The sequence below is a fragment of the Erythrobacter longus genome (assembly GCF_000715015.1).
Classification (GTDB): Bacteria; Pseudomonadota; Alphaproteobacteria; order Sphingomonadales; family Sphingomonadaceae; genus Erythrobacter; species Erythrobacter longus.
In genome coordinates this window covers 170,303-195,181 of the sequence record NZ_JMIW01000001.1, presented here as the reverse complement: position 1 = coordinate 195,181, position 24,879 = coordinate 170,303, and the positions used below count along the sequence as shown (strand labels likewise).

25 protein-coding genes and 2 tRNA genes are annotated in these 24,879 nt (G+C 58.1%); 8 read left to right on the top strand and 19 right to left on the bottom strand.

The window, feature by feature from the left end:
* Window positions 1-2: 2 nt before the first annotated feature.
* Window positions 3-1,388 carry a TIGR03013 family XrtA/PEP-CTERM system glycosyltransferase gene (locus EH31_RS00940; protein WP_034957562.1) on the bottom strand — a complete coding sequence of 462 codons (1,386 nt, stop codon included), beginning with the start codon at window positions 1,386-1,388 and terminating at the stop codon, window positions 3-5.
* A 149-nt stretch (window positions 1,389-1,537) separates the two neighbouring features.
* A complete protein-coding gene (locus EH31_RS00935) occupies window positions 1,538-2,872 on the bottom strand; it encodes a helix-turn-helix domain-containing protein (RefSeq protein ID WP_034957561.1) in 1,335 nt (444 codons plus the stop codon).
* A 150-nt stretch (window positions 2,873-3,022) separates the two neighbouring features.
* Here EH31_RS00935 and EH31_RS00930 point away from each other — a divergent pair, with 150 nt between their 5' ends.
* Both EH31_RS00930 and EH31_RS00925 read left to right on the top strand, forming a co-directional pair.
* Window positions 3,023-4,621, top strand: coding sequence for an isocitrate lyase (locus EH31_RS00930; protein WP_034957560.1), 1,599 nt, complete (start codon window positions 3,023-3,025; stop codon window positions 4,619-4,621).
* 129 nt (window positions 4,622-4,750) lie between these two features.
* Complete coding sequence (locus tag EH31_RS00925) at window positions 4,751-4,930, top strand: hypothetical protein (protein ID WP_034957559.1); 180 nt, start codon at window positions 4,751-4,753, stop codon at window positions 4,928-4,930.
* A gap of 335 nt (window positions 4,931-5,265) precedes the next feature.
* On the opposite strand, the gene EH31_RS17835 is transcribed toward EH31_RS00925, so the two are convergent.
* The 5 genes from EH31_RS17835 to efp all read right to left on the bottom strand — a co-directional run bounded on the left by EH31_RS17835 (window position 5,266) and on the right by efp (window position 9,099).
* Entirely contained in the window at window positions 5,266-5,463 is a 198-nt protein-coding gene (locus tag EH31_RS17835) for a hypothetical protein (protein ID WP_206742002.1), read from the bottom strand.
* A gap of 106 nt (window positions 5,464-5,569) precedes the next feature.
* On the bottom strand, window positions 5,570-7,369 hold the full coding sequence (locus tag EH31_RS00915) for an SLC13 family permease (protein ID WP_034957556.1): 1,800 nt from the start codon (window positions 7,367-7,369) through the stop codon (window positions 5,570-5,572).
* A 212-nt stretch (window positions 7,370-7,581) separates the two neighbouring features.
* Window positions 7,582-7,666: transfer RNA gene (locus EH31_RS00910), tRNA-Leu, on the bottom strand.
* 45 nt (window positions 7,667-7,711) lie between these two features.
* A complete protein-coding gene (locus EH31_RS00905; protein ID WP_034957555.1) occupies window positions 7,712-8,530 on the bottom strand; it encodes an inositol monophosphatase family protein in 819 nt (272 codons plus the stop codon).
* A 5-nt stretch (window positions 8,531-8,535) separates the two neighbouring features.
* The gene (gene efp / locus EH31_RS00900; RefSeq protein WP_034958692.1) at window positions 8,536-9,099 is read right to left on the bottom strand and encodes an elongation factor P; all 564 of its coding nucleotides are present in this window, start codon (window positions 9,097-9,099) and stop codon (window positions 8,536-8,538) included.
* 287 nt (window positions 9,100-9,386) lie between these two features.
* Between efp and EH31_RS00895 the strand changes: the two genes are divergently transcribed.
* Window positions 9,387-9,782 carry an elongation factor P gene (locus EH31_RS00895; RefSeq protein ID WP_241765794.1) on the top strand — a complete coding sequence of 132 codons (396 nt, stop codon included), beginning with the start codon at window positions 9,387-9,389 and terminating at the stop codon, window positions 9,780-9,782.
* A gap of 9 nt (window positions 9,783-9,791) precedes the next feature.
* Here the strand turns inward: EH31_RS00895 and thiE are convergent, their stop codons facing one another.
* From thiE to tkt, 8 genes are all read right to left on the bottom strand, one after another.
* Window positions 9,792-10,427, bottom strand: coding sequence for a thiamine phosphate synthase (thiE, locus tag EH31_RS00890; RefSeq protein WP_034957552.1), 636 nt, complete (start codon window positions 10,425-10,427; stop codon window positions 9,792-9,794).
* 46 nt (window positions 10,428-10,473) lie between these two features.
* Window positions 10,474-10,905 (bottom strand): hypothetical protein, encoded by a 432-nt coding sequence (locus EH31_RS00885; protein ID WP_152553418.1) that lies wholly within the window; start codon window positions 10,903-10,905, stop codon window positions 10,474-10,476.
* A gap of 55 nt (window positions 10,906-10,960) precedes the next feature.
* Window positions 10,961-11,851 carry a fructose bisphosphate aldolase gene (locus EH31_RS00880; RefSeq protein WP_034957550.1) on the bottom strand — a complete coding sequence of 297 codons (891 nt, stop codon included), beginning with the start codon at window positions 11,849-11,851 and terminating at the stop codon, window positions 10,961-10,963.
* An 86-nt stretch (window positions 11,852-11,937) separates the two neighbouring features.
* Entirely contained in the window at window positions 11,938-12,396 is a 459-nt protein-coding gene (locus tag EH31_RS00875; RefSeq protein ID WP_034957549.1) for a PaaI family thioesterase, read from the bottom strand.
* A gap of 25 nt (window positions 12,397-12,421) precedes the next feature.
* Window positions 12,422-12,850, bottom strand: coding sequence for a nuclear transport factor 2 family protein (locus EH31_RS00870; protein ID WP_034957548.1), 429 nt, complete (start codon window positions 12,848-12,850; stop codon window positions 12,422-12,424).
* 1 nt (window position 12,851) lies between these two features.
* Window positions 12,852-14,051: a phosphoglycerate kinase gene (locus EH31_RS00865; RefSeq protein WP_034957547.1), complete on the bottom strand. Its 1,200-nt coding sequence runs from the start codon at window positions 14,049-14,051 to the stop codon at window positions 12,852-12,854.
* Window positions 14,052-14,240: 189 nt separating this feature from the next.
* Entirely contained in the window at window positions 14,241-15,248 is a 1,008-nt protein-coding gene (gene gap / locus EH31_RS00860) for a type I glyceraldehyde-3-phosphate dehydrogenase (protein WP_034957546.1), read from the bottom strand.
* Between the two features lie 16 nt (window positions 15,249-15,264).
* The gene (gene tkt / locus EH31_RS00855) at window positions 15,265-17,277 is read right to left on the bottom strand and encodes a transketolase (RefSeq protein WP_051698833.1); all 2,013 of its coding nucleotides are present in this window, start codon (window positions 17,275-17,277) and stop codon (window positions 15,265-15,267) included.
* Between the two features lie 256 nt (window positions 17,278-17,533).
* Here tkt and EH31_RS17470 point away from each other — a divergent pair, with 256 nt between their 5' ends.
* From EH31_RS17470 to EH31_RS00830, 5 genes are all read left to right on the top strand, one after another.
* On the top strand, window positions 17,534-17,776 hold the full coding sequence (locus EH31_RS17470; RefSeq protein ID WP_152553417.1) for a hypothetical protein: 243 nt from the start codon (window positions 17,534-17,536) through the stop codon (window positions 17,774-17,776).
* Window positions 17,769-18,338 carry a cell division protein ZapA gene (locus EH31_RS00845; protein ID WP_034957544.1) on the top strand — a complete coding sequence of 190 codons (570 nt, stop codon included), beginning with the start codon at window positions 17,769-17,771 and terminating at the stop codon, window positions 18,336-18,338. Before EH31_RS17470 ends, EH31_RS00845 begins: the two co-directional genes overlap by 8 nt.
* Before the next feature lie 329 nt (window positions 18,339-18,667).
* Window positions 18,668-19,240, top strand: a complete 573-nt coding sequence (locus tag EH31_RS00840) for a 5-formyltetrahydrofolate cyclo-ligase (RefSeq protein ID WP_034957543.1) — start codon at window positions 18,668-18,670, stop codon at window positions 19,238-19,240.
* Window positions 19,240-19,467, top strand: a complete 228-nt coding sequence (locus tag EH31_RS00835; RefSeq protein ID WP_034957542.1) for a DUF2842 domain-containing protein — start codon at window positions 19,240-19,242, stop codon at window positions 19,465-19,467. The genes EH31_RS00840 and EH31_RS00835 overlap by 1 nt, the downstream gene beginning before the upstream one ends.
* Window positions 19,468-19,570: 103 nt before the next feature.
* Window positions 19,571-21,013 carry an MFS transporter gene (locus EH31_RS00830; protein ID WP_034957540.1) on the top strand — a complete coding sequence of 481 codons (1,443 nt, stop codon included), beginning with the start codon at window positions 19,571-19,573 and terminating at the stop codon, window positions 21,011-21,013.
* A 32-nt stretch (window positions 21,014-21,045) separates the two neighbouring features.
* Here the strand turns inward: EH31_RS00830 and EH31_RS00825 are convergent.
* From EH31_RS00825 to EH31_RS00810, 4 genes are all read right to left on the bottom strand, one after another.
* Window positions 21,046-21,122, bottom strand: a tRNA-Asp gene (locus tag EH31_RS00825).
* 99 nt (window positions 21,123-21,221) lie between these two features.
* Window positions 21,222-22,523: a dihydrolipoamide acetyltransferase family protein gene (locus tag EH31_RS00820; protein WP_034957538.1), complete on the bottom strand. Its 1,302-nt coding sequence runs from the start codon at window positions 22,521-22,523 to the stop codon at window positions 21,222-21,224.
* Between the two features lie 4 nt (window positions 22,524-22,527).
* Window positions 22,528-23,586: an alpha-ketoacid dehydrogenase subunit beta gene (locus EH31_RS00815; protein WP_034957537.1), complete on the bottom strand. Its 1,059-nt coding sequence runs from the start codon at window positions 23,584-23,586 to the stop codon at window positions 22,528-22,530.
* Entirely contained in the window at window positions 23,583-24,878 is a 1,296-nt protein-coding gene (locus tag EH31_RS00810) for a 3-methyl-2-oxobutanoate dehydrogenase (2-methylpropanoyl-transferring) subunit alpha (protein ID WP_034957536.1), read from the bottom strand. The genes EH31_RS00815 and EH31_RS00810 overlap by 4 nt, the downstream gene beginning before the upstream one ends.
* Window position 24,879 lies beyond the last annotated feature (1 nt).

The window sequence follows — 24,879 nt, the reverse complement described above, 5'->3', positions numbered from 1 at the left end:
GTCTATCGCGCTCCTTCCGGCCAAAGGACAACGCGAACCGTCTGCAACAGGATCACGAAATCGAGGAAGGGAGTGTAATTCTTCGCGTAATACAGATCATATTCGAGCTTTTTACGGCCATCCTCAATCGATGCGCCGTATGGATAGTTGATCTGCGCCCACCCGGTGATGCCCGGCTTGACCATATGGCGCTCGCCGTAAAAGCGAATTTCTTCCTGCAGATCATCCACGAACTTGGGCACCTCGGGGCGCGGTCCGACAAAGCTCATTTCGCCTTTGAGCACGCTCCATGTCTGAGGCAGCTCATCAATGCGCACTTTGCGAATGAAGCGGCCGACGCGGGTGATCCTGTCATCATTTTCAGACGCCCATTTCACACCGTCCTTTTCCGCATCAACCCGCATAGACCGCAGTTTGACGAGGTAGAACGGCTCACCATACAGACCGACACGCTTCTGCCGGAAGAAAGCAGGCCCCTTGCTGTCGAGCTTCACCAGCACCGCAAAAATGGCGATGATCGGGAATGTCAGCAGGAGCAAAATGAGGCTCGCAATAATGTCAAACACACGCTTTGCTGCGCTCGACAAGATACGGCTGCTCGAAAACCCGTCGGAGAAAATGAGCCAGCTGGGATTGACCGTATCAAGATCAACCCGGCCCGTCTCCCGCTCGATAAAGCTGGAGAAATCATTGACGTGAACGCCCTTGGTCTTGATCCGCAAAAGGTCGCTCAAGGGCAGCGAATTGCGCCGCTCTTCGAGCGCAAGCACCACTTCGGTCACGCCCAGGTTTTCGACAAAGCGGCCCAGATCATGGATCGCATCGCGGGCAATCGCTTCCTCAACCACGCGGTCCGCTTCGCCCATGGAGATGTAGGAGACAATGGCAAAACCGGATTCGGGCCGGTCGCCAAGCACTCGCAAACGCTGTGCGCGGTCCCCTGCGCCCAACACCATGACGCGTCTTCTAAAGGCAGAAGACCCAAGAAAACTGTTCAACAATAACCGGTCAGCAATCAGCACGAGGATCGACAATCCCATGGCGTAAAGCAGGGTTGAGCGCCAGAATGTCTCACCCGGCAAAATCCAGTCAATCGCCGCAAGCGCGATAATGCCAAGGCTGATTGCGACAAGCAGGCGTGCGCTCGCAAAACGAAGCGATCTCAATGCGTAAGGCCCGTAAACTCCCACTGCAATCATCGCGAGCCACACCACGCTCGCCGATCCAACCAGCGGGACCCAACGCCCTTCGATAGGGCCGGGATCCATCCCGATCTGATTTGCCCTTAGCTGCCATGCACTTTCGCTGGCGATCACCAAAAGCGCAAAATCGAGCATGCCGAGAAGCAACACGGCATGGGGAATATAGTGCTTAAACAAACGGATCATTGCAGCGCAAAGCCTTGGGCTTGAGGGACTATTCCGCTCCGCTTTAGCTACGAGAGTTTAAGTGTCGGTAAACTTTACACTGTCTTTTGAACCCCGCAGGAATGCTGGCCTGACAGGAGTTAACACCGCAATAAGCCTTACCCTTGCGATCACTCCTGCTGCATCGCGAGGCGGGCGGGCGCAGGCGTCAGGCATTCCATCCGGCCACAGCGCGGGCACCCTGCCCCCAATGGCACCGCGTCTTGGGGGTCAAGCGATACCCCGCGAGCCTGCGCAAGCTCTCCTGCAAAGCGAGCCTCCAGCCCCAGCACGATTGACCGGCGCGCAGAACAGGCCGCCCCATCGACCTCAATCGTACGCGCAATCGTGAACCAGTGTTTGGGAGCGGCCTCGCCTTCGCCAAAGGTCACGGCCTGTGTGTGCATGGTCCCCCGGCTCTCAAACGAAGCATAAGGCGCCCAAGCAGGCCAGCGCGCGCCGTCGAGAGGATAGATCGCACCGCTCGCCCCGGCGCTGAAATGCACCATGCGCCCCGTGCGTCCAAACCACGCCGTGAAGAAAGGCAAGCCCCGCTCGCCCAAGCGTTGCAGCGTTGTCAGGCGCTGGGCCAATTGGTCAAAACTCACCGCAAATCGGCGTGAGAGAATCGGCAAGTCATAGCCCGTCTTCTCGCAAGCCCTTAAAAACCGGCCGTAAGGCATGAGCAATGCTGAGGCGACATAGTCCGTCACGTGTTCGCGCATCCTTTCGCGCGCTTCGGCTGAGGACAAGTTTGCTCCTTCGACCACCAACTCAATGTTCTCGCGTTGTTCAAGGCTCGCTATCTGTCGGGCGATCTGGAAACGCCGCGCCGCCCCGCCAAGCATTTCGGAAAGCTGCAATTGACGCGCATGCAGATCAAGCCGGTGAACAAGGCCTGGCACGACCTCTGCGGGAAGGACGCGGACCGAAAGCCGGTGTTTTTCGCGCAGCCGCTCGATCAGCCCTGCACTGATATCGCCGCGCGAAAGGCGCAGCTCATCTGCCAGCGCCTCTGCGGATTGATCGAGGTCGGCAAAGTGGTTTTGCCAGCGCTCTATCGCGCGGCGCACCTCGTCCACCGGGTCCTCGCCTCCACCTTCGCGTTCATCCGAATTGTCATAGAGACGCGCGAATGCAGCGGCAGCTTGCGGGGCGGCAGAGAGGAACTCCTGCAATTCCTCGCGGTCGATATTGAGATCGGCAAAACGTTTGTCTGCCATGCGCCTTGCAAGGCCATCGATCCCGCCGATGGCTTCATCTTCGCGAAGATCTCGCGGGTCGAAGTCGAATCGCTCGATGACCTGAACCAGAACCCGCGCCGACAGCGGGCGCTGGTTGCGTTCGATGAGGTTGAGATAGCTTGGCGAGATGCCAAGTGACGCGGCCATTGTGGCCTGGGTGAGCCCTTCGCGCTTGCGAAGACGGCGAAGGGACGGTCCGGCGAGGAGTGAGGAGTCGGTCATAAGGCCGTTGTAAATATCTTTACATCATTACACAAGAATTACCGAAATCGCGGCCATACAGACAATAAAGTCTGTAAGTTTTCCTGTTGTGCTGCGCTGCACCATGGCATTTAGGCGTCATACACATTCTCTCCCAATAAGGACCTCCCCATGACATATCAGAACACTATCGACGCAATGGGCAAAACAATCGCCGCCAACGGCCCAAGCTGGGGCGCGATCGACCCTGAGGCGACCGCTCGCATGGCGATCCAGAACCGCTTCCCGACCGGTCTCGACATTGCGAAATACACTGCAAAGATCATGCGTGCCGACATGGAAGCCTATGACAACGACACCAGCCACTACACCCAATCGCTGGGCTGCTGGCACGGGTTTATCGCTCAGCAGAAGATGATCTCTATCAAGAAGCACTTCGGTACCACCAAACAGCGGTACCTCTACCTTTCTGGCTGGATGGTGGCTGCCCTTCGCAGCGAGTTTGGCCCTCTTCCCGACCAGAGCATGCACGAGAAGACATCTGTTCCAGCATTGATCGAAGAGCTCTACACCTTCCTCAAACAAGCCGACGCCCGTGAGCTTGGCGGTATGTTCCGCGAACTCGACGCGGCGCGCGATGCTGGGGACGAGGTGAAGGCCAAGCAGCTTCAGAACGATATCGACAATTACGAAACACACGTTGTTCCGATCATTGCAGACATTGACGCAGGCTTTGGTAACGCAGAGGCGACCTACCTCCTCGCCAAGAAGATGATCGAAGCGGGCGCGTGCGCTTTGCAGATCGAAAATCAGGTTTCTGACGAAAAGCAGTGCGGTCACCAGGACGGCAAGGTTACCGTTCCTCACGAAGACTTCCTCCAGAAGATCCGTGCTTGTCGCCATGCCTTCCTTGAAATGGGCGTTGAAGACGGCGTGATCGTTGCCCGGACCGACTCGCTCGGCGCTGGTCTCACCAAACAGATTGCCTACTCGAAAGAGCCGGGCGACCTTGGCGACCAGTATAACGCTTTCCTCGATTGCGACGAAGTGGACCCGGCGGACATCACCAACGGTCAGGTCTTCATCAGCCGTGATGGCAAGCTTCTGGCTCCCAAGCGCCTTCCCTCGAACCTCTACAGCTTCCGCGCTGGCACCGGCGAAGACCGCTGCGTGCTTGATTGCATTACGTCGCTTCAGAACGGTGCGGACCTCCTGTGGATCGAGACCGAGAAGCCCCACGTCGAACAGATCGCCAGCATGGTTGACCGGGTTCGCGAAGTCGTCCCGAACGCAAAGCTGGTTTACAACAACTCTCCTTCGTTCAACTGGACCCTCAACTTCCGCCAGCAAGTGTATGATGCGTGGGCAGAAGCAGGCAAAGACGTCTCCGCATACGAGCGTGACCGTTTGATGAGCATCGACTACGACACGACCGATCTGGCCGTTGAAGCCGATGAGAAGATCCGCACCTTCCAGTCTGACGCTGCAAAGCGCGCCGGTATCTTCCACCACCTCATCACTCTGCCGACCTATCACACGGCGGCTCTGAGCACCGACAACCTCGCGAAAGAGTACTTCGGTGAGCAGGCCATGCTTGGCTACGTCAAGAACGTCCAGCGCGAGGAAATCCGTCAGGGTATTGCCTGCGTCAAGCACCAGAACATGGCTGGCTCTGACATTGGCGATGACCACAAGGAGTACTTCGCTGGTGAAGCAGCCCTCAAGGCTGGCGGCAAAGACAACACGATGAATCAGTTCGCCGCTGCGTAATCGAACAGCCAACGAGCTGGAGAGGGGACCCGCAAGGTCATCGAAAGACTGGCCTTGCGGGAACCGAACCAACCCGTCATTAGCTTAACTCATCATTCGGCCCAAAAGGGACCATAAAAGAGAGAACCGATGAGCGACACAGATACCCCGAACACAGAACCAGCCCGCGCCCGTGCGCTTCTTTCGACTGCTGACATGAAACTCCTGCGCCGCGCGCTTGAGAGTCATGCACGCGGAACCGAAGACCGCGAGGAGCTGGCGAAGATCAACGCCCTGCATCACCGCCTAGGCACATATGTGCCAAGCTAAAGCGTAGGGCGCTTTCCATCACCAAATTCTCCTGGGGAGGAGAACACGGCCGCCAAGCGGGGTTTTCGCCCTGTTTGGTGGCCGTAACTGTTTGGGGGCCGTTAACTTTTGGCCCAAATCCGTAAAGCACTGTCTTTGCGTCTTAATCGGGGAGTTTTGACACACTTGACACACTGTCCAGGGCCAAAAAACCAATCGATCAATCATTCGCCCTATGATCGCCTGAATCGATTGAATTGTTAGCTGTGCAACGACCATGAACCGAGCATCGCAGATTGGTTGACTGTAGGAAAACTCGGCGGGCCGTATTCATCGCTCAAGGCAGATTGAAGGGCTCATTTCTCAAGCAACCACACTATCAGAAACGGGAGCAACAAATTGCCGATTGAACTGATCGCAAATGAAAGCTTCCACGCGATGCTTTGGAACTTGATGGACCGGTCCCAAACTAACCGGGCGACATAGAGGCAGATCGTGGTCGCAACCCCAAGCGTGATGATCGGGCTGCTCCAATAGAGTAAGCCGAAGGGCATGATCCACCCGAACAGCTGACTTATCGCTCCGGCCAACAGCACAGCGTGCGGCGAGGTAATGCCGCTATCCGCCGGAAAAAGATTCTCTCCGGCCTCTTCGCCGCCATCAAAGCCCGTAGCTCATCACCAGCAGCACCGAGAGTGTCGCCACCATAATCACCACCAGCGGCACACCTGTTCGGATATAGTCGGCGAACTCGTATTTGCCCTCTGCCATGATCAGCATATTGGTTTGATACGCAATCGGCGTTGCGTAACACAAGTTGCAGCCAAACAGCACGGCGAGAACCAGCGGCTCTGCGGGCAGGCCAAGGGTGGAGGCGATGCTGAACGCAATTGGTGTTCCCACGGTCGCGGCGGTCGCATTAGAGGCAAAGTTGGTGAGCACGGTCACAAACGCCATGATCGCGGCCAGAACCAGCGCTGGCGGCAAGAACACGAGGCCAAGCGACAATGTCTCTCCCAGCCACGCCGCAGCGCCGCTTTCGTCGATAAATCGGCCTATGGTGATGGATGCGGCGACCAGCACGATGACCTGGCCCGAAAGCGCCCTTCCCACCCGGTCAAACTTCACACAGCCCGTCACAAACATCAGGATCGCACCAACGAGCGCGCTGATCGCAATCGGCAGGATACCAAAAGCGGCCATCACAACCGAAAAGCCCATAATCACGGTCGAGAGCACAGCTTTGGACCGGCGAGGCAGTTCGCGCCCACCTTCCAGCATCAAGAGGCTGTCGGCGCGGGCAAATTCTTGCAAGTCAGGTTCGATCCCCATCACGAGGAGCACATCGCCCTCTTTGATGCGAAGATCGCCGCCATCGGAATATTTGTCGCGCTCCCCCATCAGCCGATCTGGCCGGTGGATACCCAGAACCGCGACACCGTAGAGGTCTGCGATGCCGGATGAGGGAAGCGTGCGGGTGATGAGGCGCGAATCTGCAGTGACGGTCATCTCGACCACCATTTGATCCATGCTTTTGGCGGATGCTGTACGCTTGATCCGGTCAAGCACCCATGACGGGGCAAGCTCTCCGCGAAGTTCGCGCGTTGCGTCTTCCAATGCCTCGTGCGTGCCCGAGATATGGACGCGCTGCTGCGGTTGAAACGGACCAGACTGCTCTCCGTGGAAGGTAATGCCCGAAGGAAGCTTATCCGCGATTTCTGAAAGCTCTTTGCCTGTCAGCATGGATTGAGTGCCCACGCGAAGCCGGGTGTGGAACATGCGCGCACCCGCCGCCGCTGCAACGCTGTTGTCCTTAAGAAGGCGCGGCATGACGAGCCACATATAGGGTATGGCGACAAGCGCTGCGCCAAGGACAATCGGGGTAAAGTCAAACACGCCAATCTCGCGCATCCCCAGGTCCACGGCGATCGAGACAACGAGAATGTTGGTCGATGTACCAATGGTGGTGGCAAGCCCGCCGATAAGGCTGGCCGCGTTAAGTGGCATGAGTGTTTTGGAGGTGGGCAGCGCGCCTCTGCTGGCGAGCGCTGCAAAGATCGGGATCATCAACACCAGAACCGGCGTGTTGTTGACGAACATGGAAAGCACCAGCGTAATCACCAGCGATATGAGCAGACCCAGTTGAAGGTTGAACTTGAACAACCGCTCCAAAACGCGCGCGGCTGGCTCCAATGCGCCGGTAACCACCAGCCCCCTGCCCATAATCATCAGCGCGCAGATCGTGATGAGCGCGTAATGCCCAAAGCCGCCAAATGCGAGAGCGAGCCCGTCAATTGGCCGATTTTCAGGAAGCGGGAAGAAATAAAGCCCCACCGCAATCACGGCGATGGTGAGAAGCGAAACGATCTCAATCGACAGGCGCGCGCGTACGAACTCGATAAACATCAAGACCGTGACGGCCATTGCGGCCATTGCGTGATAGGAGGGGGCTTCGATCATATTGAGCGTCTGGTCGCAGATGTCTCAATTTGCGTGAGCCTTGGCAAGTGTTTTTGCTAAGCATCAAGGTTAAGCCACCAAGAACGAACCAATCGACCTCCCGAGATTTCGTGCGAGAGTTTGTGCGCGCGCTGGCGCGTCAGACAGCAAGCCGAACCGTCGGAGACGCGAACCCTGATCCAATTTGGCCAAGTTGCCGTGAGAAAGAAAAATGGTGCCCCTGGCCCGACTCGAACGGGCACTCCGTTAGGAATTCGATTTTGAGTCGAACGCGTCTACCAATTCCACCACAGGGGCACGCCTGCGAGAACGCAGAAGCGCGCTGTTAGCGAGGCTTGGACCTTATCGCAAGGCTCCCGCTAGAATTTTGTGCAGTTTGGAGTGCAGCGCATCGTTCGCCGCCAGAACCTGCTTTGAATGGATCTGTTCAGAACGCCCGCGATAGTCGGACACAAATCCGCCAGCCTCGCGCACCAGCAAACACCCAGCAGCCGTGTCCCAATCGTTGAGATCGCTTTCCCAAAAGCCGTCAAATCGCCCTTGCGCAACATACGCCAGATCAAGCGACGCTGCGCCAAAGCGGCGAATGCCAGCCACTTCCTGACCGATGGCACCGTAAATGCGGCTCCATTCAGCGAAGTCTCCATGGCCCTGAAACGGGATGCCGGTGGCGATCAGTGCGTCAGACAAATGGCGGCGGGCAGAAACGCGAAGACGCGCATCCTGAAGCCATGCACCACGGGTTTTTTCTGCCCAATAGGTTTGATCATTGATAGGGTTGTAGATGAGGCCGGCAGTCACCTCGCCCCAACCTTTGCCGTCAATGCGCGGTTCCTGCACTGCGATGCTGATCGCGAAATGCGGGATGCCGTGGAGGAAATTGGAGGTGCCGTCCAACGGATCGACGATCCAGCGCGGCTTGTCTGGTGCCCCTTCGATCACGCCCGCTTCTTCCATCACAAAGCCCCAGTCAGGGCGTGCATGGAGAAGCTCATCATAGATCGCGCGTTCTGCACGCATATCGGCTTTGGAGACGAAATCCGCAGGGCCCTTGCGGCTCACCTGCAAGTGTTCAACTTCGCCAAAATCGCGGCGCAAACGCCCACCCGCTTTGCGAGCGGCGCGCTCCATCACGCGGATAAGGCCTGAAAACATCGACATAGTGGTTAGCTCGCTTTGCCGACGTAGGTTTGCTCATACACATCAACGATGATGCGCGTGCCGCTTTCGATATGCGGCGGAACCATGATGCGAACGCCATTGTCGAGCACGGCAGGCTTGTAGCTGGACGAGGCGGTCTGGCCTTTGACCACTGCGTCTGCTTCGACGATTTCAGCCTCGATTTGCGGCGGCAAAGCCAAGCTGATGGGTTTTTCTTCCCACAGCTCAAGCATGACCTGCATCCCGTCCTGCAAGAACGCACGCGCATCGCCCAAAAGATCGTTGGGCAGATTGATCTGCTCATAGGTGTTCGTGTCCATGAAGACGAGCATATCGCCGTCTTCATAAAGGAATTGGTATTCCTGCGTATCGAGGCGCACCTTCTCGACCGTATCGGCGCTGCGGAAGCGCACATTGGTTTTGCGGCCATCCTGAAGGTTCTTCATCTCGACCTGCATATACGCGCCGCCTTTGCCGGGCTGGGTATGCTGGATTTTGGCAACCTTCCAGATGCCTTTTTCATACTCAATGATATTGCCGGGACGGATGTCGACGCCGCTGATTTTCATGAGATCAATGCTTTCGAAAAATGGCGAAGCGCAGTCGCTTGGTTGAAACGCGCACTTCTTGTAAAAAATCAATGCGCGCCAATAGCCGCTCTCGCCTGCATGGGCAAGCACAGTGGATATTGGACGGGTATTATTGGGCCGCCCTAAAAGGATTGTGCGGTCAGGCTCAACCCAAGATGCACGATTTTACGGTTAATGCGCTGGCCGCGCTTACGGTAAATCGGTAGTAAAGCTCCCATCGGTTACAGAAGCGAAACATGAGAACCCTCTTCATCATACTCCTGGCTATGACGGGCGCAGTTGTTGCGACGGCTGGACCTGTGATTTCGCAGCTGGACCAAGGGCAGCTGATCGCGCCTCCAGCTACGGCTGATGTTCCCGCAGGCGGCATGCTGCGCACGATGCCCCACGGGAATTATGAATGCGCTTTGCCGGGCGATGCGAGTGGTCGCGCATATGAAGTTGTGAAGGCGCAAGGATTTAGCATCAGCACCGCCTCGCGCTACCGCAGTGATGCGGGCGAAGGCACGTATATTCTTCGCGGCGACAATCTGACCTTCACCGCTGGCCCAAAGAATGGCGAGCGTTTTAAGCGTGTTGGTGAAAACCAGCTGCGCAAAGCGGATGCAAAGGGCAATCACGGCGACCTTCTTTGCACCAGGCTTGCCGACCGCCGACGCTGACACTTGGCGTTATCGCGCCGCTTTGATCGCTTCCTTGAATGCAATAATGGCCTTGCTCTCATCGCCATTCCAAACCGCGCCTGAGACTGCCAGAAAATCAGCGCCCGCAGCCACCAAGGGTGCGCAATTTTCAGGGGTAATGCCGCCGATTGCGACCACCGGGATTTCGAAAAGCTTTGTCCAAAACTCGATTGTCTCAGTCGTGGCCCGCTCTGCGTCCCCCTTATCCTTGGTCGAGCTTTCAAAGAAAGCGCCAAAGGCGACATAGTCCGCGCCCGCCTCGCCCGCTTCCATCGCAAGATGCTTGCTCGCGTGACAGGTCACACCGATCTGCGCATCACGGCCAAGCTCTTCGCGCGCGTCCCTTGGATCGCCGTCATCCTGTCCCAAATGCACGCCGTCCGCCTTCAACCGTTTGGCAAGCGCAACGCTGTCATTGACGATGAAGGCCACATCATGCGCGGCGCAAATTTCCTGCAAGGGCGCCGCAAGGCGCGCCGCTTCGTGTTGGTCAGCAATGCCCTTCACCCGAAACTGAAAAGCAGTCACAAAACCCTTGCCCGCCTCAAGCGCGCGCTCAAGCCGAGTGGGAAAGTCGCCGCCAACGTCTAGCGGGGAGATCAGGTAAAGCTGGGTGTCCGTCATGGCTTGCGCTTAGCCATCCTTAGAGCCCACGCCAAGCCGCCTTTGCTCAATCAATCGCAAATCCATGATTTCGCATGATCAAATCGAAAGATGCAGGATCATCACAGCGAATGAAGACACGCGCTTTGCCCTTCTCGATCGGCTCTTTCAGATCAAGACAACGGTTGGGATAGGCAATGGCCGCCAAATTAAGGCTCGCCTTGTCATCATGCGCCCCCTGTTCCCATGTGGATTTGATGGCGATCACATTGTCGAGCGCGACTTCAACGCTTTTAAGCGTCCCAAGCCGCAGCGTAAGGGCACCATCGCGCAGTTCATGGGGCAGGCGTTTGAGGGAAAATATCCACCAAACAAGCCAGATTGCTCCAAGAGCCGAGATCGTGGTGAGCGTCCACCCGATAACCGGCCATTTGAGCGCGACAAAAATGTGCACCACCACCAATTCAATAAGCGAGAGGGCGAAGAGCGCCCACATCATGGGCGCGATGCCTTGGTGATAGGGAAATCTCTCGGTGTCGCTCATCAAGCAAGCACTATCCCGCGACGCTGGCTGCCTGGATTTTATCGATTGCCCTGCTCAAAGCGTCATCAAACTCACCGTCCGATTGGGTTTTGCGAAGGTCCTGCAAAAGCCCGCGGCTAAAGCTTGCGATCATGCCGGGGTTCTTGGCGAGGCAATCGCAGGCGTCATCGGTTGAGTAACCGCCCGACAATGCCACCACGCGCAGCACATTGGGGTGCTCGATTGCCGGGGTGTAATGACCCGGTTTTACCGGGATAGACAGCTTTAGCATGACCTTGCGGCCCTCTGGCAAAGCGTCCAGACCCTTCATGATTTCGGCCAGCAGAATATCTTCGCCCGCCTCGCGGTCGTCCGCCGTAATGTCGAACTCAGGCTCAAGCATCGGCATAAGCCCTGCGTCTGCGATCTGATTGCCGACTTCGAACTGCTGAGCCACCACGGCGGCGATCCCTTGCGCGTTGGCAGATTTGATGACCGAACGCATTTTGGTGCCGAACATGCCGTAACCAACCGACTTTTCGAGCAGCGCTGGAAGCTTGTCCAAAGGCTTCATCATTTGCGCACCGTTTTCTTCGTCGGCGAGACCCTGATCAACCTTGATGAAAGGCACAATGCCGCGCGCTTTCAATGCATCGGCAGTGGACTTGCCATCGACTTGCCCATCCATCGTTTTTTCAAACAGGATAGCGCCAATCACCTTACCGCTGGAAAAGCATGGCGAGGTGATGACGCGGGCGCGCATATTGTGGATTTGAGCGAACATTTCGTCATCACCTGACCATTCGCCATCTTCGACACCGTAGCCACGCAAAGCTTTGGGAGTTGAGCCGCCCGATTGGTCAAGCGCTGCGATAAAGCCTTCGCCGGTTGCAATTTTGGCTGTCATCTCTTGAGTGTTCATCGTGAAAAGGTCCCTGCCCTTGCATTCGTATGCGTGAGTGTTTCGTGCCCTTTAGCCATGCCGCCCGTAACGAGCAACCGGGCTTCTCAAGGCCGTTTGGAGAACTTGCGAATAATGCCGGTAAAGCTGAGCACCGGCGCGCCGTCACCCGTTATCAGGCCTCTGATAAAAATAGTCTTACCGCCGCCGCGTGTCACTTCGCCGCGCGCTTCCATCAAGGCACCAGGCTGTGCCCCGCCCAGAAAATCGCTGGACAGGTTCATTGTCACGCCCATCTGGTCGCGCATTTCATCGGTCGCGATTGCGAACAGCGCAAAATCGGCAAAAGTCATCAGGCATCCGCCATGCATCGACCCTGCACCGTTCATGTGCTTTTCTTCGGCGCGAAAGGCGCTGAGATACGATCCGTCATCCTCGCGGCGCATGTAGAACGGGCCGGACCGCGTTTCATAGGGATCGTGGTTCCAATGGTACCATCCCGCAAACTCGCCTTCCTTGCATTCGACAGCGTTGCCATAACCGTATTCGGTTTTCTGCTCGGTCATTTTCAGAGTTCCTTGGATAGGCGCATCAACGCCACAATTGCAGCGCGCGAATGGCATCGCACAGCTTCGTATCGGGGTCTGTCGGGGCAAGAGAGCGCTCGGCCAATTGCCACTTGCGCTTGATCGTTCCGCGCCGCCACAGATCGGTCAAAAGGAAGGTGCCGGACCAATCGTTGCCGCCGATTTTCAGCTCGATATCGACCTGGCCGCAATACCACGCAGTCGCGCCATATCTGCGAACCGTGGCTTCATGAAAGCGAAAACCCTTGCATTGGAGCCCGCGATCGAGCCCGGCCAGAAAACTTGGCCGGTCAAGCAGCGCAGGCGGCTGCGTGCCGAACAGCATCAGGCAATTTCGGGCAACAACCGCGCGCACCTCGTCTGCGTCGCGGTTCATCCACGCACGCATCAGGCGCGTTTCGTCGACCTCAAGTTCGGCCTGAATTCTGCTCATGCTAGCCTTCCAGAGCCGCAACACCGGGGAGGGTTTTGCCCTCCATCCACTCAAGGAATGCCCCGCCTGCGGTGGAGATATAGGTCACGTCCTCGGTGACGCCAGCCTGAGCAAGCGCGGCAACCGTGTCCCCTCCCCCCGCAACGCTGATCAGCGATTCTTCAAGGGTGAGCGCAGCGACATGATTGGCAAGCGACATGGTCGCGGTGTCGAAGGGCTCGGTTTCAAACGCGCCCAGCGGCCCGTTCCATACGAGCGTGCGGCATGTCTTGAGCACATCGGCGAGCGCTTCGGTGGCTTGCGGACCAATATCGAGGATCATCTCGTCTGCGGCAACTTCATGGACGTTGCAGGTGCGCAAGGACGCAGGGTTTGCCGCAAATTCCTTCGCCACCACAACGTCGTATGGGAGATGGACCGTGCAGCCTGAATGGTCGGCTTCGTCCATGATCTTTGACGCGGTATCGGTAAGGTCATGCTCACACAGCGATTTGCCCACATCCACCCCGCGCGCGGCGAGGAAGGTGTTGGCCATGCCGCCGCCGATAATGAGGTGCTGAACCCGGCCTACCAGGTTCTCAAGCACGGCAAGCTTCGTCGAAACCTTCGCCCCGCCCACAACGGCTGCGACGGGGGCTTGCGGATTGCCGAGCGCTGCATCGAGAGCTTTGAGCTCCTTTTCCATCGCGCGGCCAGCATAGGCCGGCAGGATATGGGCGATTGCCTCAGTCGTCGCATGGGCGCGGTGCGCGGCGGAGAAGGCGTCGTTCACATAGAAATCGCCATGCGCCGCGATGGCTTGCGCGAACTCTGTATCATTCGCCTCTTCCCCCGGCCAAAAGCGGGTGTTCTCCAGAAGGCCGATGTCGCCATTGCGAAGGATGCCGAGGGTTTGTTCGACCACCGGGCCACAGACCTCGGGGATGAACATGATCTCTTTGCCCAGAACCGTCTCGACATCGCCCACGACCATGCTGGTCGACAAGATTGACGACCGCATCCCTTTGGGACGGCCAAAGTGCGCGAGCAGCAGGACTTTCGCGCCCTTCTGCGAAAGCTCGAGAATGGTCGGCTTCACCGCCTCTGCACGGGTCAGGTCAGTGGCCGAGCCATCCTTCATCGGAAGGTTCAAATCGACGCGCACCAGCGCAACCTTGCCGGTCACATCGCCAAGATCATCGAGAGTTTTGAAAGCGGCCATTTTTTGCTCCTTCTCCCCTCCCGCCTGCGGGAGGGGTCGGGGGTGGGCCCACCCCGCTGCGACTAGTGAGCAAGCTCACAAGTCTCGCTGCCCCTCCCGCAGGCGGGGGGGGCCCCACCCCGCTGCGACTAGTGAGCAAGCTCACAAGTCTCGCTGCCCCTCCCGCAGGCGGGAGGGGATTAAGTGGACTTACAAAAACGTCGCCATAACTTTGGCGGTGTCGATCATGCGGTTGGAGAAGCCCCACTCGTTATCATACCAGCTGACGACGCGGGCAAGCTTGCCTTCCATCACGCTGGTTTCGAGACTGTCCACGGTCGAGCTTGCCGGATGGTGGTTGAAGTCGCTGCTCACCAACGGATCGGTGGTGTAGTCGAGAACACCCTTCATCGGACCTTCGGCTGCCGCTTTAAGCGCTGCGTTCAATTCCTCAGCTGTCGTGTCACGGCCCGGTTGGAACACGAGGTCGACAAGGCTCACGTTTGGTGTCGGAACGCGGATCGAAGACCCGTCGAGTTTACCCGCCAGTTCTGGAAGAACCAGACCCACGGCGCGAGCAGCACCCGTGGTGGTCGGGATCATATTTTGCGCCCCGCCCCGCGCACGGCGCATATCGCTATGCATCTGATCGAGCATACGCTGATCGTTGGTGTAGGAGTGGACCGTGGTCATAAAGCCTCGCTCAATCCCGACCGTGTCGTTCAGCACTTTGGCAATTGGCGACAGGCAGTTGGTGGTGCAGCTTGCGTTGGAAACGATCACGTCTTCTGCGGTCAGAACATCATGGTTCACGCCGTAAACAACGGTTGCTGAAACGCCCTTTGCAGGGGCAGAAATCAGAACGCGTTTCGCGCCAGCAGCGAGGTGCGGGCGGCAGGCTTCGTCGCTTTGGAAGAAACCGGTGCATTCCAGCACGATGTCCACGCCCTGCTCGCCATGCGGGAGGTTTGCCGGATCGCGCTCGGAAGTCACAGCGATGCGGTGGCCGTTGACCACGATTGCGCCTTCTTCGACCTCAACCGTGCCGGGGAAACGGCCATGCGTTGAATCGTATTGGAAAAGGAGAGCGTTTGATTTGGTGTCGGCCAGATCGTTGATCGAGACCAGCTCCATATCGTCATCGCTGCGCTCAAGGATGGCGCGGGCGACGAGACGGCCGATGCGGCCAAAACCGTTAATTGCAACCTTAGTCGTCATTATGAGGGTTTCCTGCTTAGTTGCTCAATTTGTTGAGGATTTGTGGAACAATCGCCTCTGGAGTGAGGCCGAATTTGGCGAAAAGTTGATCCGCTGGAGCAGACGCTCCGAAACGGTCGATCCCGATGTTGAGGCCGCTGAGTCCCGTGTAGCGCTCCCACCCTTGGGTGACGCCCGCTTCAATCGAAACGATCAGCGCATGGCTTGGCAGGAGGTCCGCTTTGTAGGCCGCATCCTGCGTGTCGAACAATTCGGTGCACGGCATGGAGACGACGTCGGTGCCGATACCTTGCTCTTCAAGCGCGGCTGCGCAGTCTGCGGCGAGCGCGACTTCGCTGCCCGAAGCGACCAGCACGACTTTGCGCGCAGCCTTGGCAGATTGGAGGCGATAGCCACCCTTGGCGCAGCGGTTGTCCGCGCCGGTCCACGCCTCATCACCCTCGCCACGCAATTGCGGCAAGCCTTGGCGGGTAAGCGCCAGCACCGAAGGTGTCTCGGTTGATTTGATCGCGAGCGCCCAGCACTCGGCGGTTTCAATCGTGTCGCACGGACGGAAGGTCAAAAGGTTCGGGATCAGGCGAAGGCTCATCACCTGCTCGATCGGCTGGTGCGTCGGACCGTCTTCGCCAAGGCCGATGCTGTCATGGGTCATGACGTAAATCGCGCCCACTTGTTGCAGCGCCGACAGGCGGATTGCATTGCGGCAATAATCAGAGAAGATCAGGAACGTGCCGCCATAGGGGGTCACTCCGCCATGCAGCGCCATACCGTTCATCGCGGCTGCCATGCCAAATTCACGAATGCCGTAATAGACATAGCGGCCCGAATAATCGTCCGCCATGAACGGGGTGGTCGAAGGCGTCTTGGTGTTGTTGGAACCGGTCAAGTCGGCTGAGCCGCCGATAAGCTGCGGCAGTTTCTCGGTGAGAGGCCCGAGCGCCATTTCAGACGCCTTGCGCGTGGCAACCTTCTTGGGCTCTGCCGCAAGACCGCGAATGTAATCCTGAAGCGCCGCATCAGCGCCAGCAGAAGGACCAACCATTTGCGCCTCGAACGCATCCTTGTGCGCCGACGCCGCAAGACGCGCATCCCAGGCCGCACTCGCTTCTGCGCCCTTGGCACCAACGGCGCGCCAATTCGCTTCGATATCCGCAGGCACGGTGAAAGGTCCTGCATCCCAGCCAAGAACATCGCGCGCAGCAGAAATCTCTTCAGGACCAAGGGGCGCGCCGTGCGTTGCGCTGGTGCCTTGCTTGTTGGGAGCGCCTTTGCCGATGATGGTTTTGCACGCGACAAGTGATGGGCGCGGGTCGGCCTTGGCCTCTTCGAGCGCAGCATCAATGCTTGCAAAATCGTGGCCATCACAGCGCACAACGTGCCATCCGGTTGCCTCATAGCGTGCGCAGATGTCTTCGCTGGTCGACATATCCGTGCCGCCATCAATCGTGATCGCGTTGTCGTCCCAAAGGACATTAAGGTGCCCAAGCTTCAGGTGCCCGGCAAGGCCAATCGCCTCGTGGTTGATGCCTTCCATCAGGCACCCGTCACCAGCCACAACCCATGTGCGGTGGTTCACCAGTTCATCGCCGAACTTCGCATTGAGGTGGCGTTCGGCCATTGCCATGCCAACCGCCATCGCAAGCCCCTGACCCAATGGACCGGTGGTGCATTCAACCCCATCGAGCAGGAAGTTTTCAGGGTGGCCCGCGCACGGAGAACCAAGCTGGCGGAAGTTGGCGATTTCTTCCATCGTCGGGCGCGCGTAACCTGACAGGTTGAGAAGCGAATAGATCAGCATCGAGCCGTGGCCCGCCGAAAGCACAAAGCGGTCGCGGTCGGCCCAATCAGGGCGCGCGGGGTCAAACTTCATATGTCGGTCAAGCAGCACGGTCGCCACATCTGCCATGCCCATCGGCATACCGGGGTGGCCAGAGTTTGCAGCCTGTACCGCATCCATCGACAAGGCACGAATGGCATTGGCCATGGGCTGTAGGCGGGCCGGATCAATCGTGGCGGGCTCGATGGTCATGGTACTAAGCGGCTCCTGCTGGCGCGCCTTGGGCGGCGCGCGCTTGGTGTTGAACGCAAATTTTATCAGCGGGAAATCCGCGGCGATTCGCAGCCCTACCCGCTGTGGAAAGGCCATTGCTGAGCCGTCCCGGCAGGTCAACACTTGGGGGCCTATCGATACACCGTGCGGTAAATTCGACCGCTACCACAGATCATTTATCAACAGCGCCACGCAAAGCTTTGCGAAAGGGCGCAAACTTGGTATTTCGCAAAGCATGAGCGCGACACGCATCGATCAGGCAATGACACGGTTAACGGCTGCGATGGCCCGCATTGATGCGGCGCGGCTGGATTTGAGGGCGTCTTCACAAGGATCCGAAAAAGCGCAAGCTCCAACGGAAGCCCCCGGGTCCGCGCGGGTCATGGCGCTTGTGAATGCCCATGAGAAGCTTCGCGAAGAAGTGGCTGATACCCTTGGGGAATTGGACACTCTGATTGAGGAGCTGGAGAGTGAATAAGGTCAAGATCCAGATCGGCCCGCGCTCTTACCAAATTGCCTGCGATCCAGCGGACGAAGACAAGGTGCGCAAATTTGGCGCATTGATCGACGAGAATTACGCAAAGCTTGGAACCGCACGCGCCGCGCAAGAGGCGGAGAACCTGGTCTTTGCCGCCCTGTTCATGGCCGATGAGCTTGATGAGGCAAAAACGACCATCGGCAACGCTCGCACCGAATTGGCGCAGGCGAATGCCGAACTTTCCCGCGCCAAGGATGATATCGCCAATGCTGCGCGCAAAGCGAAATCAGACGCTGAACAAGACATCGAAAAAGCGAGCAAGGGCAAAGCTGAGCTGCACGCGGAAATCGAAACCTTGCGCAAAGCCGAAGAGCATTCGCGCAAGGAAGTCGCCCGATTGAAAGCGGAAATCGCCGCATTACAGGAAGATGCCCGGCACCAGCACGACCTGTTCGGAAGCGCCGAAGACAATGCGGCGCACACCAAAGCTCTTGCCGAAAAGCTTGAAGCATTGGCATTGCGGGCTGAAACAACCGCTAGTGAGCTTGAAGGGTTATCTTGAAGCTCTCGCCAAGGCGTCCTAAGTGTCATGGCGACGGGGCTGCTCGGCACGAGCCAACGAATATCCCTGAGGCTATAAGCAATCCTAGGGAGCTGTCCCTGCTTTAGATAACGGGTTTGTCCTGGGGTCTAGAGAATACGGCGCCCACCTGACGTTTTCGCGTCAGAGGATTTCATGGTCCGACCCATAGTGGTTCCGTCACTTTATTGTTTTTCGTTCGCCCATCCGGGCAAACGTCCTCGCTAGACGGCCTTTCGCTGGCGCTTCGGACTCGCTGCGGGCGGGTGGTCACCCTTGCGGCCCATTGGGCCGAATGATGTCGGAACCAAATGCCTTCCAAGTCCCAACTCCGCAAATCTTTACGAAAGCTGCGCCGCGAACATGTATTGGCACAGCCGGACATGGTGCGCGGGCTTTTGTTCAACACGCCCCCTCGCCCGCTCGTTTCAATGATTGATGCAAGCGCGACCATCGGGCTGTATCATGCCGCCGAGTTCGAAGCGCCAACGACGGGATACGCGCGTTTCTTCCATGAGGCAGGGCACAAGATCGCCCTTCCCCATTTTGCAGATGAAACCGCCGCGATGGAGTTTCGCGTCCACACCGATCCACATGGGCAAACCGACCTTGAACCTGGCCACTTTGGCCTTGTCCAACCCTCCCAAAACGCAGAGCTCATCTCTCCCGCCATCCTCTTCGTACCTTTGCTGGGCTTTACAAAGCGGTTTGAGCGCCTTGGCCAAGGCGGCGGGCATTATGACCGCTGGCTTGCAAAGCACCCTGAGACGACCGCCATCGGCCTCGCTTGGGATGTGCAATTGTGCGAAGAACTGCCTGTAGAGCCGCACGATATGAAACTCAGCGGGGTCATCACCCCCACACGGATGTATGGACTAGACTAATGCGCGAGACACCCACCTGGAGAATCCCTGTCGGCATTATCGGCCTGTTTCTGGGTCTGATGGTCTATGGCATTTTAATCGCCGTCTATCTCGCTGATATTCTCGCTGGCTGGCACTGGTTGGCGCAGACTGTGGTCTACATCTTCCTCGGCGTGGTCTGGCTTTTGCCGCTGGGCAATTTCCTCATCTGGATGGAAACGGGGAAATGGGGAACCAAGCCCGACTAGCGTTTTCGCCATTGCGACCCCTGCCAGCTTGAATCCTTGCCAGCCTGAACCCTTGCCAGCCTGAACGCTTACCCCTAGCCTCTCCCCCCGGAGAGACAAATATATGGCAAGCACGGCCAAGGCTGGCGGAAACGCGGGCCAACCAGCCCCGCCCACCTTGTGGCTCAAGATTACACACGGCTTCGGGTCTTCGGCGCTCGGCATCAAAGAGGGCGGGTTCAGCTACTTCCTGCTTCTCTTCTACGTAACGGTCGTGGGGCTTGAACCGGGCCTTGTGGGCTTGTCGATCCTCATCGCCCTTGTGTTCGATGCGATCTCCGATCCGCTCGTTGGCTATTGGTCGGACAATTTTCGTTCGCGCCTCGGGCGGCGGCATCCCTTTATGTATGCCTCGGCGATCCCCGTGGGGCTCAGCTATTTCCTTTTGTGGAACCCGCCTGACTGGTCGCAGACGGGGCTGTTCTTCTATCTGACCTTCCTCGCCATCGCGATCCGCACATTCATAACGCTTTATGAAACGCCCTCTTCCGCGCTCCTGCCAGAGCTTTCGCGTGACTATGAAGAACGCACAAGCATTCAGTCTTTCCGCATCTTTTTCGGGTGGGCCAGCGGCAATTTGATGAGCGTTCTGTTGTTCGGAGTGCTGCTTGCCGGGCCAATGGGCATGCAGGATCGAAGCGGCTTTGAAACCTACGGTATCATCGCCAGCTGCGTCATCTTTGCCGCGATCATCGTCTCATCCATGGCCACCCACCACCGCATTCCAACGCTCACCAAACCAGCGCAAGCGACCGAACCATTCAGCTTTGCCCGCATCATGCGCGAAATGTTCGAGATATTGAGCGAGCGCAGCTTCATCGTGCTGTTTATCGCCACAGTGCTGTTCTCGGTAGCGGTTGGCCTCAACACCTCTCTTGCTTTCCTCATGCTCAAGCATTTTTGGGGCCTGTCCGAATTCCAAATCTTCATCTGGACCTCGACGGTGTTTTTGTCGGCAGGTCTTGCCTTGTTTTTGGCGCCCATGATCGGGCGCAAAATGGGTAAGAAGAAAGCGGCGCTCTTGCTCGGCTTCTTCGCCTTTACGATCCAGCCTGCACCCTATCTGCTTCGGCTTTTCGGATTGATGCCGGAAAATGGCGATCCGATCCTGTTCCCTTTGCTTGTCGCAGTGAACATGATTGATCTGGCGCTGATCATCGCGGTGCAGATGTTGAGCTATGCGATGACGGCTGATCTGGTCGAATCAAACCAGCTGCGCACCGGAAGGCGCAATGAAGGCGTGTACTATGCGGCGATGACCTTCACGCGCAAAACCACCCAGGGGTTAGGCGTGCTTGCGGCCGGGCTCATCTTGTCGGCAATTGCTTTCCCGCAAGGCGAGGAGCTTGCCAATGTTTCCGATGACACATTGTGGATGCTGGGCGCCGCTTATGCACCATCGCTGCTCGTGCTTTATCTGGCGGCGCTTTTTTGCCTGTCGCGTTACACCATCGACAAAGCGCAGCATGAGGCGAACCTCACGGCACTTTCCAATCGTGCTGACTAACGTCAGGTCTAAGATGAAGAAAATGTCCCAAGTGGCGCGAGTGACGGGACTTGAACCCGCGACCCTCGGCGTGACAGGCCGATACTCTAACCAACTGAGCTACACCCGCGCATTTAAGCGGCTAGCGCCTCTTGGGAGACGCGCCTCTAGGCCAGCTAATCGGGGCTGTCAACGCCCACATGCGACCTAAAAGCGCTTTTTTGTAAGCTTACTCTGAAAGCAGCAAAACAGGCGTCTCGATCAACTGCTTGACCTCTTGAATGAAGGACGCCGCATCATAGCCATCGACCACGCGGTGATCGCACGAAATCGAGATGTTCATGAGCTTGCGCTTCTCGACTCGCTCGCCTCCCATTCCGTCTGAGACGAACATCGGGCGCTCGACAATCCGGTTGGGGCCGATGATCGCAACTTCCGGGCGATTGATGACCGGAGTCGTCGCAACCCCGCCCAGCGGCCCCAGAGAGGTCACTGTGAGCGTTGAGCCAGAGAGTTCCTCGGACTTTGCCGACCCATCGCGGGCAGCGGCTGCCAAACGGCCAATTTCGGTCGCAAGCTGCCACAAATTGCGCGCCTGTGCATCGCGAATGACTGGCACCATCAGGCCATTGTCAGTCTGCGTCGCCATGCCGAGGTGGACCGATCCGTGTCTGGTCACAACGCCTGCTTCATCATCGAAGCGCGCATTGATCATCGGATATTTCGGCAGGACCTTGCAGAAGGCCGTGATGAGCATCGGCAGCATGGTAAGCTTGGGCTTGGAACCACGACCTGCGTTAAGGTCGGCCCGCGCCGCTTCGAGTGCAGTGACATCGCATTCTTCGACATAGGTGAAGTGCGGGATGTTGCGCTTGGCCGCGCTCATATTGGCAGCGATGCGTTTGCGAAGGCCGATGACCTTGATGACCTCGTCTTCGCGCTTTCCAGCAGCAGGAGAGAAGCCTCCGCCTGCATTGTAGGCGAGGAATTGGTCAAGGTCCGCGTGGCGCACACGTCCATCGCTTGCCGGCTTTACTTCGGACAGATCAATTCCGAGATCACGGGCGCGCTGGCGCACGGCGGGGGAAGCAAGGACTTTGACCCCAACATCCGTTCGTGCTGAGCTTGTCGAAGCATGCTCGCCATCGGATGAGGTTTGTGGCTGTCCTTCGACAGGCTCAGGACGAACGGGCTCTGGAGTAGCGTCAATCGGTTCAAGGGCTGGAGCAGGCGCCGGCGTCGGTGCGGGAGCTGCGGCAGCTTCTTCCTCAACCTCGGGCACGTCCTCACCCTCGACCTCAACCACCAGCAGCATCGAGCCAACCGCGACCACATCGCCGACTTCGCCGGCAACCTCGATCACTTTCCCGTCAACCGGGCTCTCGATATCGATTGTCGCCTTGTCCGTCATGACGTCGACAAGGTGCTGGTCCTCGGACACGGTGTCGCCAACCTTGACCATCCATTCGACGATCTCGGCCTCTGCAACGCCCTCGCCCACGTCGGGCATGTTGAATGTAAACTTTGCCATCTGCTCAGTCTTTCAAAATCTTGTCCATTGCCTCGCCGATGCGGACAGGGCCCGGGAAATAGGCCCATTCGAGACTGTGGGGATAGGGTGTGTCGAAACCGGTGACCCGTTCAACGGGGGCTTCGAGGTGATAGAAACAGCGTTCTGTGACGAGCGCCGACAATTCCGCGCCAAAGCCGCTGGTGCGCGTCGCTTCGTGGACGATCAGACAGCGGCCTGTCTTTTTGACCGACGCTTCAATCGCCTCGATATCGAGCGGCACCAGCGTGCGAAGATCAAGGATATCGGCGTCAATGCCTTTGTCCTTTGCCACCGCCTCTGCCACGTGAACCATGGTGCCATAGGCCAGCACGGTAAGCGCTTCGCCCTCTTGCACTTGCCGCGCCTTGCCCAGCGGGATTTTGTAATACCCTTCCGGCACCACGCTGGCATCGTGCTTTTTCCATGGCTCAACCGGCTTGTCGTAAAAGCCTGTGAACGGGCCGTTGTAGATGCGCTTTGGCTCGAAGAAGATCACCGGATCGTTGTCTTCGATCGCGCTGATCAGCAGACCCTTGGCATCATAGGGCGTAGAGGGGATTACCGTTTTCAGCCCCGAGACATGGGTGAACATGCTTTCGGGCGATTGCGAGTGGGTTTGCCCCCCGAAAATCCCGCCACCGAATGGGGACCGCACCGTCATGGGCGCGATATATTCGGTCGCCGAACGATAACGAAGGCGTGCCGCTTCGCTGATCAGCTGGTCGATGCCGGGGTAGATGTAGTCCGCAAACTGGATTTCCGGGACCGGACGAAGGCCGTAAGCGCCCATCCCCACAGCAACTCCGATGATACCGCATTCGCTGATCGGGGTATCGAACACGCGGGTCTTGCCGTGCTTTTCCTGCAGGCCCGCGGTGCAGCGGAAGACGCCGCCGAAATAGCCCACATCTTCGCCCATCACGATCACGTCAGGATCGCGCGCCAGCATCGTGTCGAGGGCTTCATTGATCGCCTCGATCATGTTGATGCGCCGTCCAGTGGGTGCGCTTGTCTCGGTCATTTCCTTACTCTGCGCGTTCATTTGCCGGCTCCATCCATCGGGTGCTGGTCAGGCCATTTGATCTTGCGCTCGCGGGTCGCTTGCTCGGCCTGTTCCTTGAGATGCCAAGGCAGTTCTTCGAACACATCTTCGAACATGGTGTGGAACGGATGGTGCAGGCCGTGGCCCAGAATGCCGTTTTTCTCGGCCTCTTTGGTGGTTGCCTTGACCTCTTCGGCGCACGCCAGATCCATCGCTTGCTGACGCTCTTCGTCCCATTCGCCAATGGCAATAAGGTGGTTTTTGAGCCGCATCACCGGATCACCCAGCGGCCATTCCTCGCGCTCTTGCGCCGAGCGATAGCCCGATGGATCATCCGACGTGGAGTGCCCTTCAGCACGGTAGGTGAAATATTCAATCAGCGTCGGCCCCTGGTTCGCCCTCGCCCGGTTTGCCGCCCATTGCTGCGCCGCGAAGCACGCAAGCGCGTCGTTGCCGTCGACGCGCAGGCCAGCGATGCCGTAACCCAAGGCGCGCGCCGCAAAGGTGGTGCGTTCAGCCCCTGCAAAGCCGCTAAAGCTCGAAATGGCCCATTGGTTATTGATCACGTTCAGGATCACTGGCGCGTTGTATACGCTGGCAAAGGTGCAGGCCGAGTGGAAGTCGCCTTCTGCGGTTGAGCCCTCGCCCACCCATGTCGCTGCGATCCGGCTGTCGCCCTTGATCGCGCTCGCCATGGCCCAGCCTACTGCCTGCGGGGTTTGGGTGGCCAAGTTGCCCGAGATTGAGAAAAAGCTGTGCTCGCGGCTGGAATACATGATCGGCAGCTGGCGGCCTTTGAGCTTGTCGCCCGCGTTCGAATATATCTGGTTGATCATCTCGATCAGCGGGTATCCGCGCGCGATCAGAATGCCCTGCTGGCGATAGCTTGGGAACACCATATCGTCGCTGGCCAGAGCCATGGAGGCCGCCACGCTGGTCGCCTCTTCGCCGGTGCACTTCATATAGAAGCTGGTCTTGCCCTGACGCTGTCCGCGAAACATGCGTTCATCAAACGCGCGAACCATCGCCATATGGCCAAGCATCGTGCGAAGCGTGTCGGGATCAAGCTTCGGGTCCCAGGGCCCGTGCGCCTTATTGTCTTCGCCCAGAACGCGGACGAGATCATAGGCGAAATCTTTCATATCCTCAGGCTTGGTGCCTTCGTCAGGGCGGCTTTGCGCGCCTGCTTCGGGAACATGAAATTCGCTGAAATCAACAGGATCGCCGGGCCGCGATTTGGGCTCGGGTACGTGCAAGGCTAGCGTAGGGCGATTTGAGGCCGGATCGGCCATG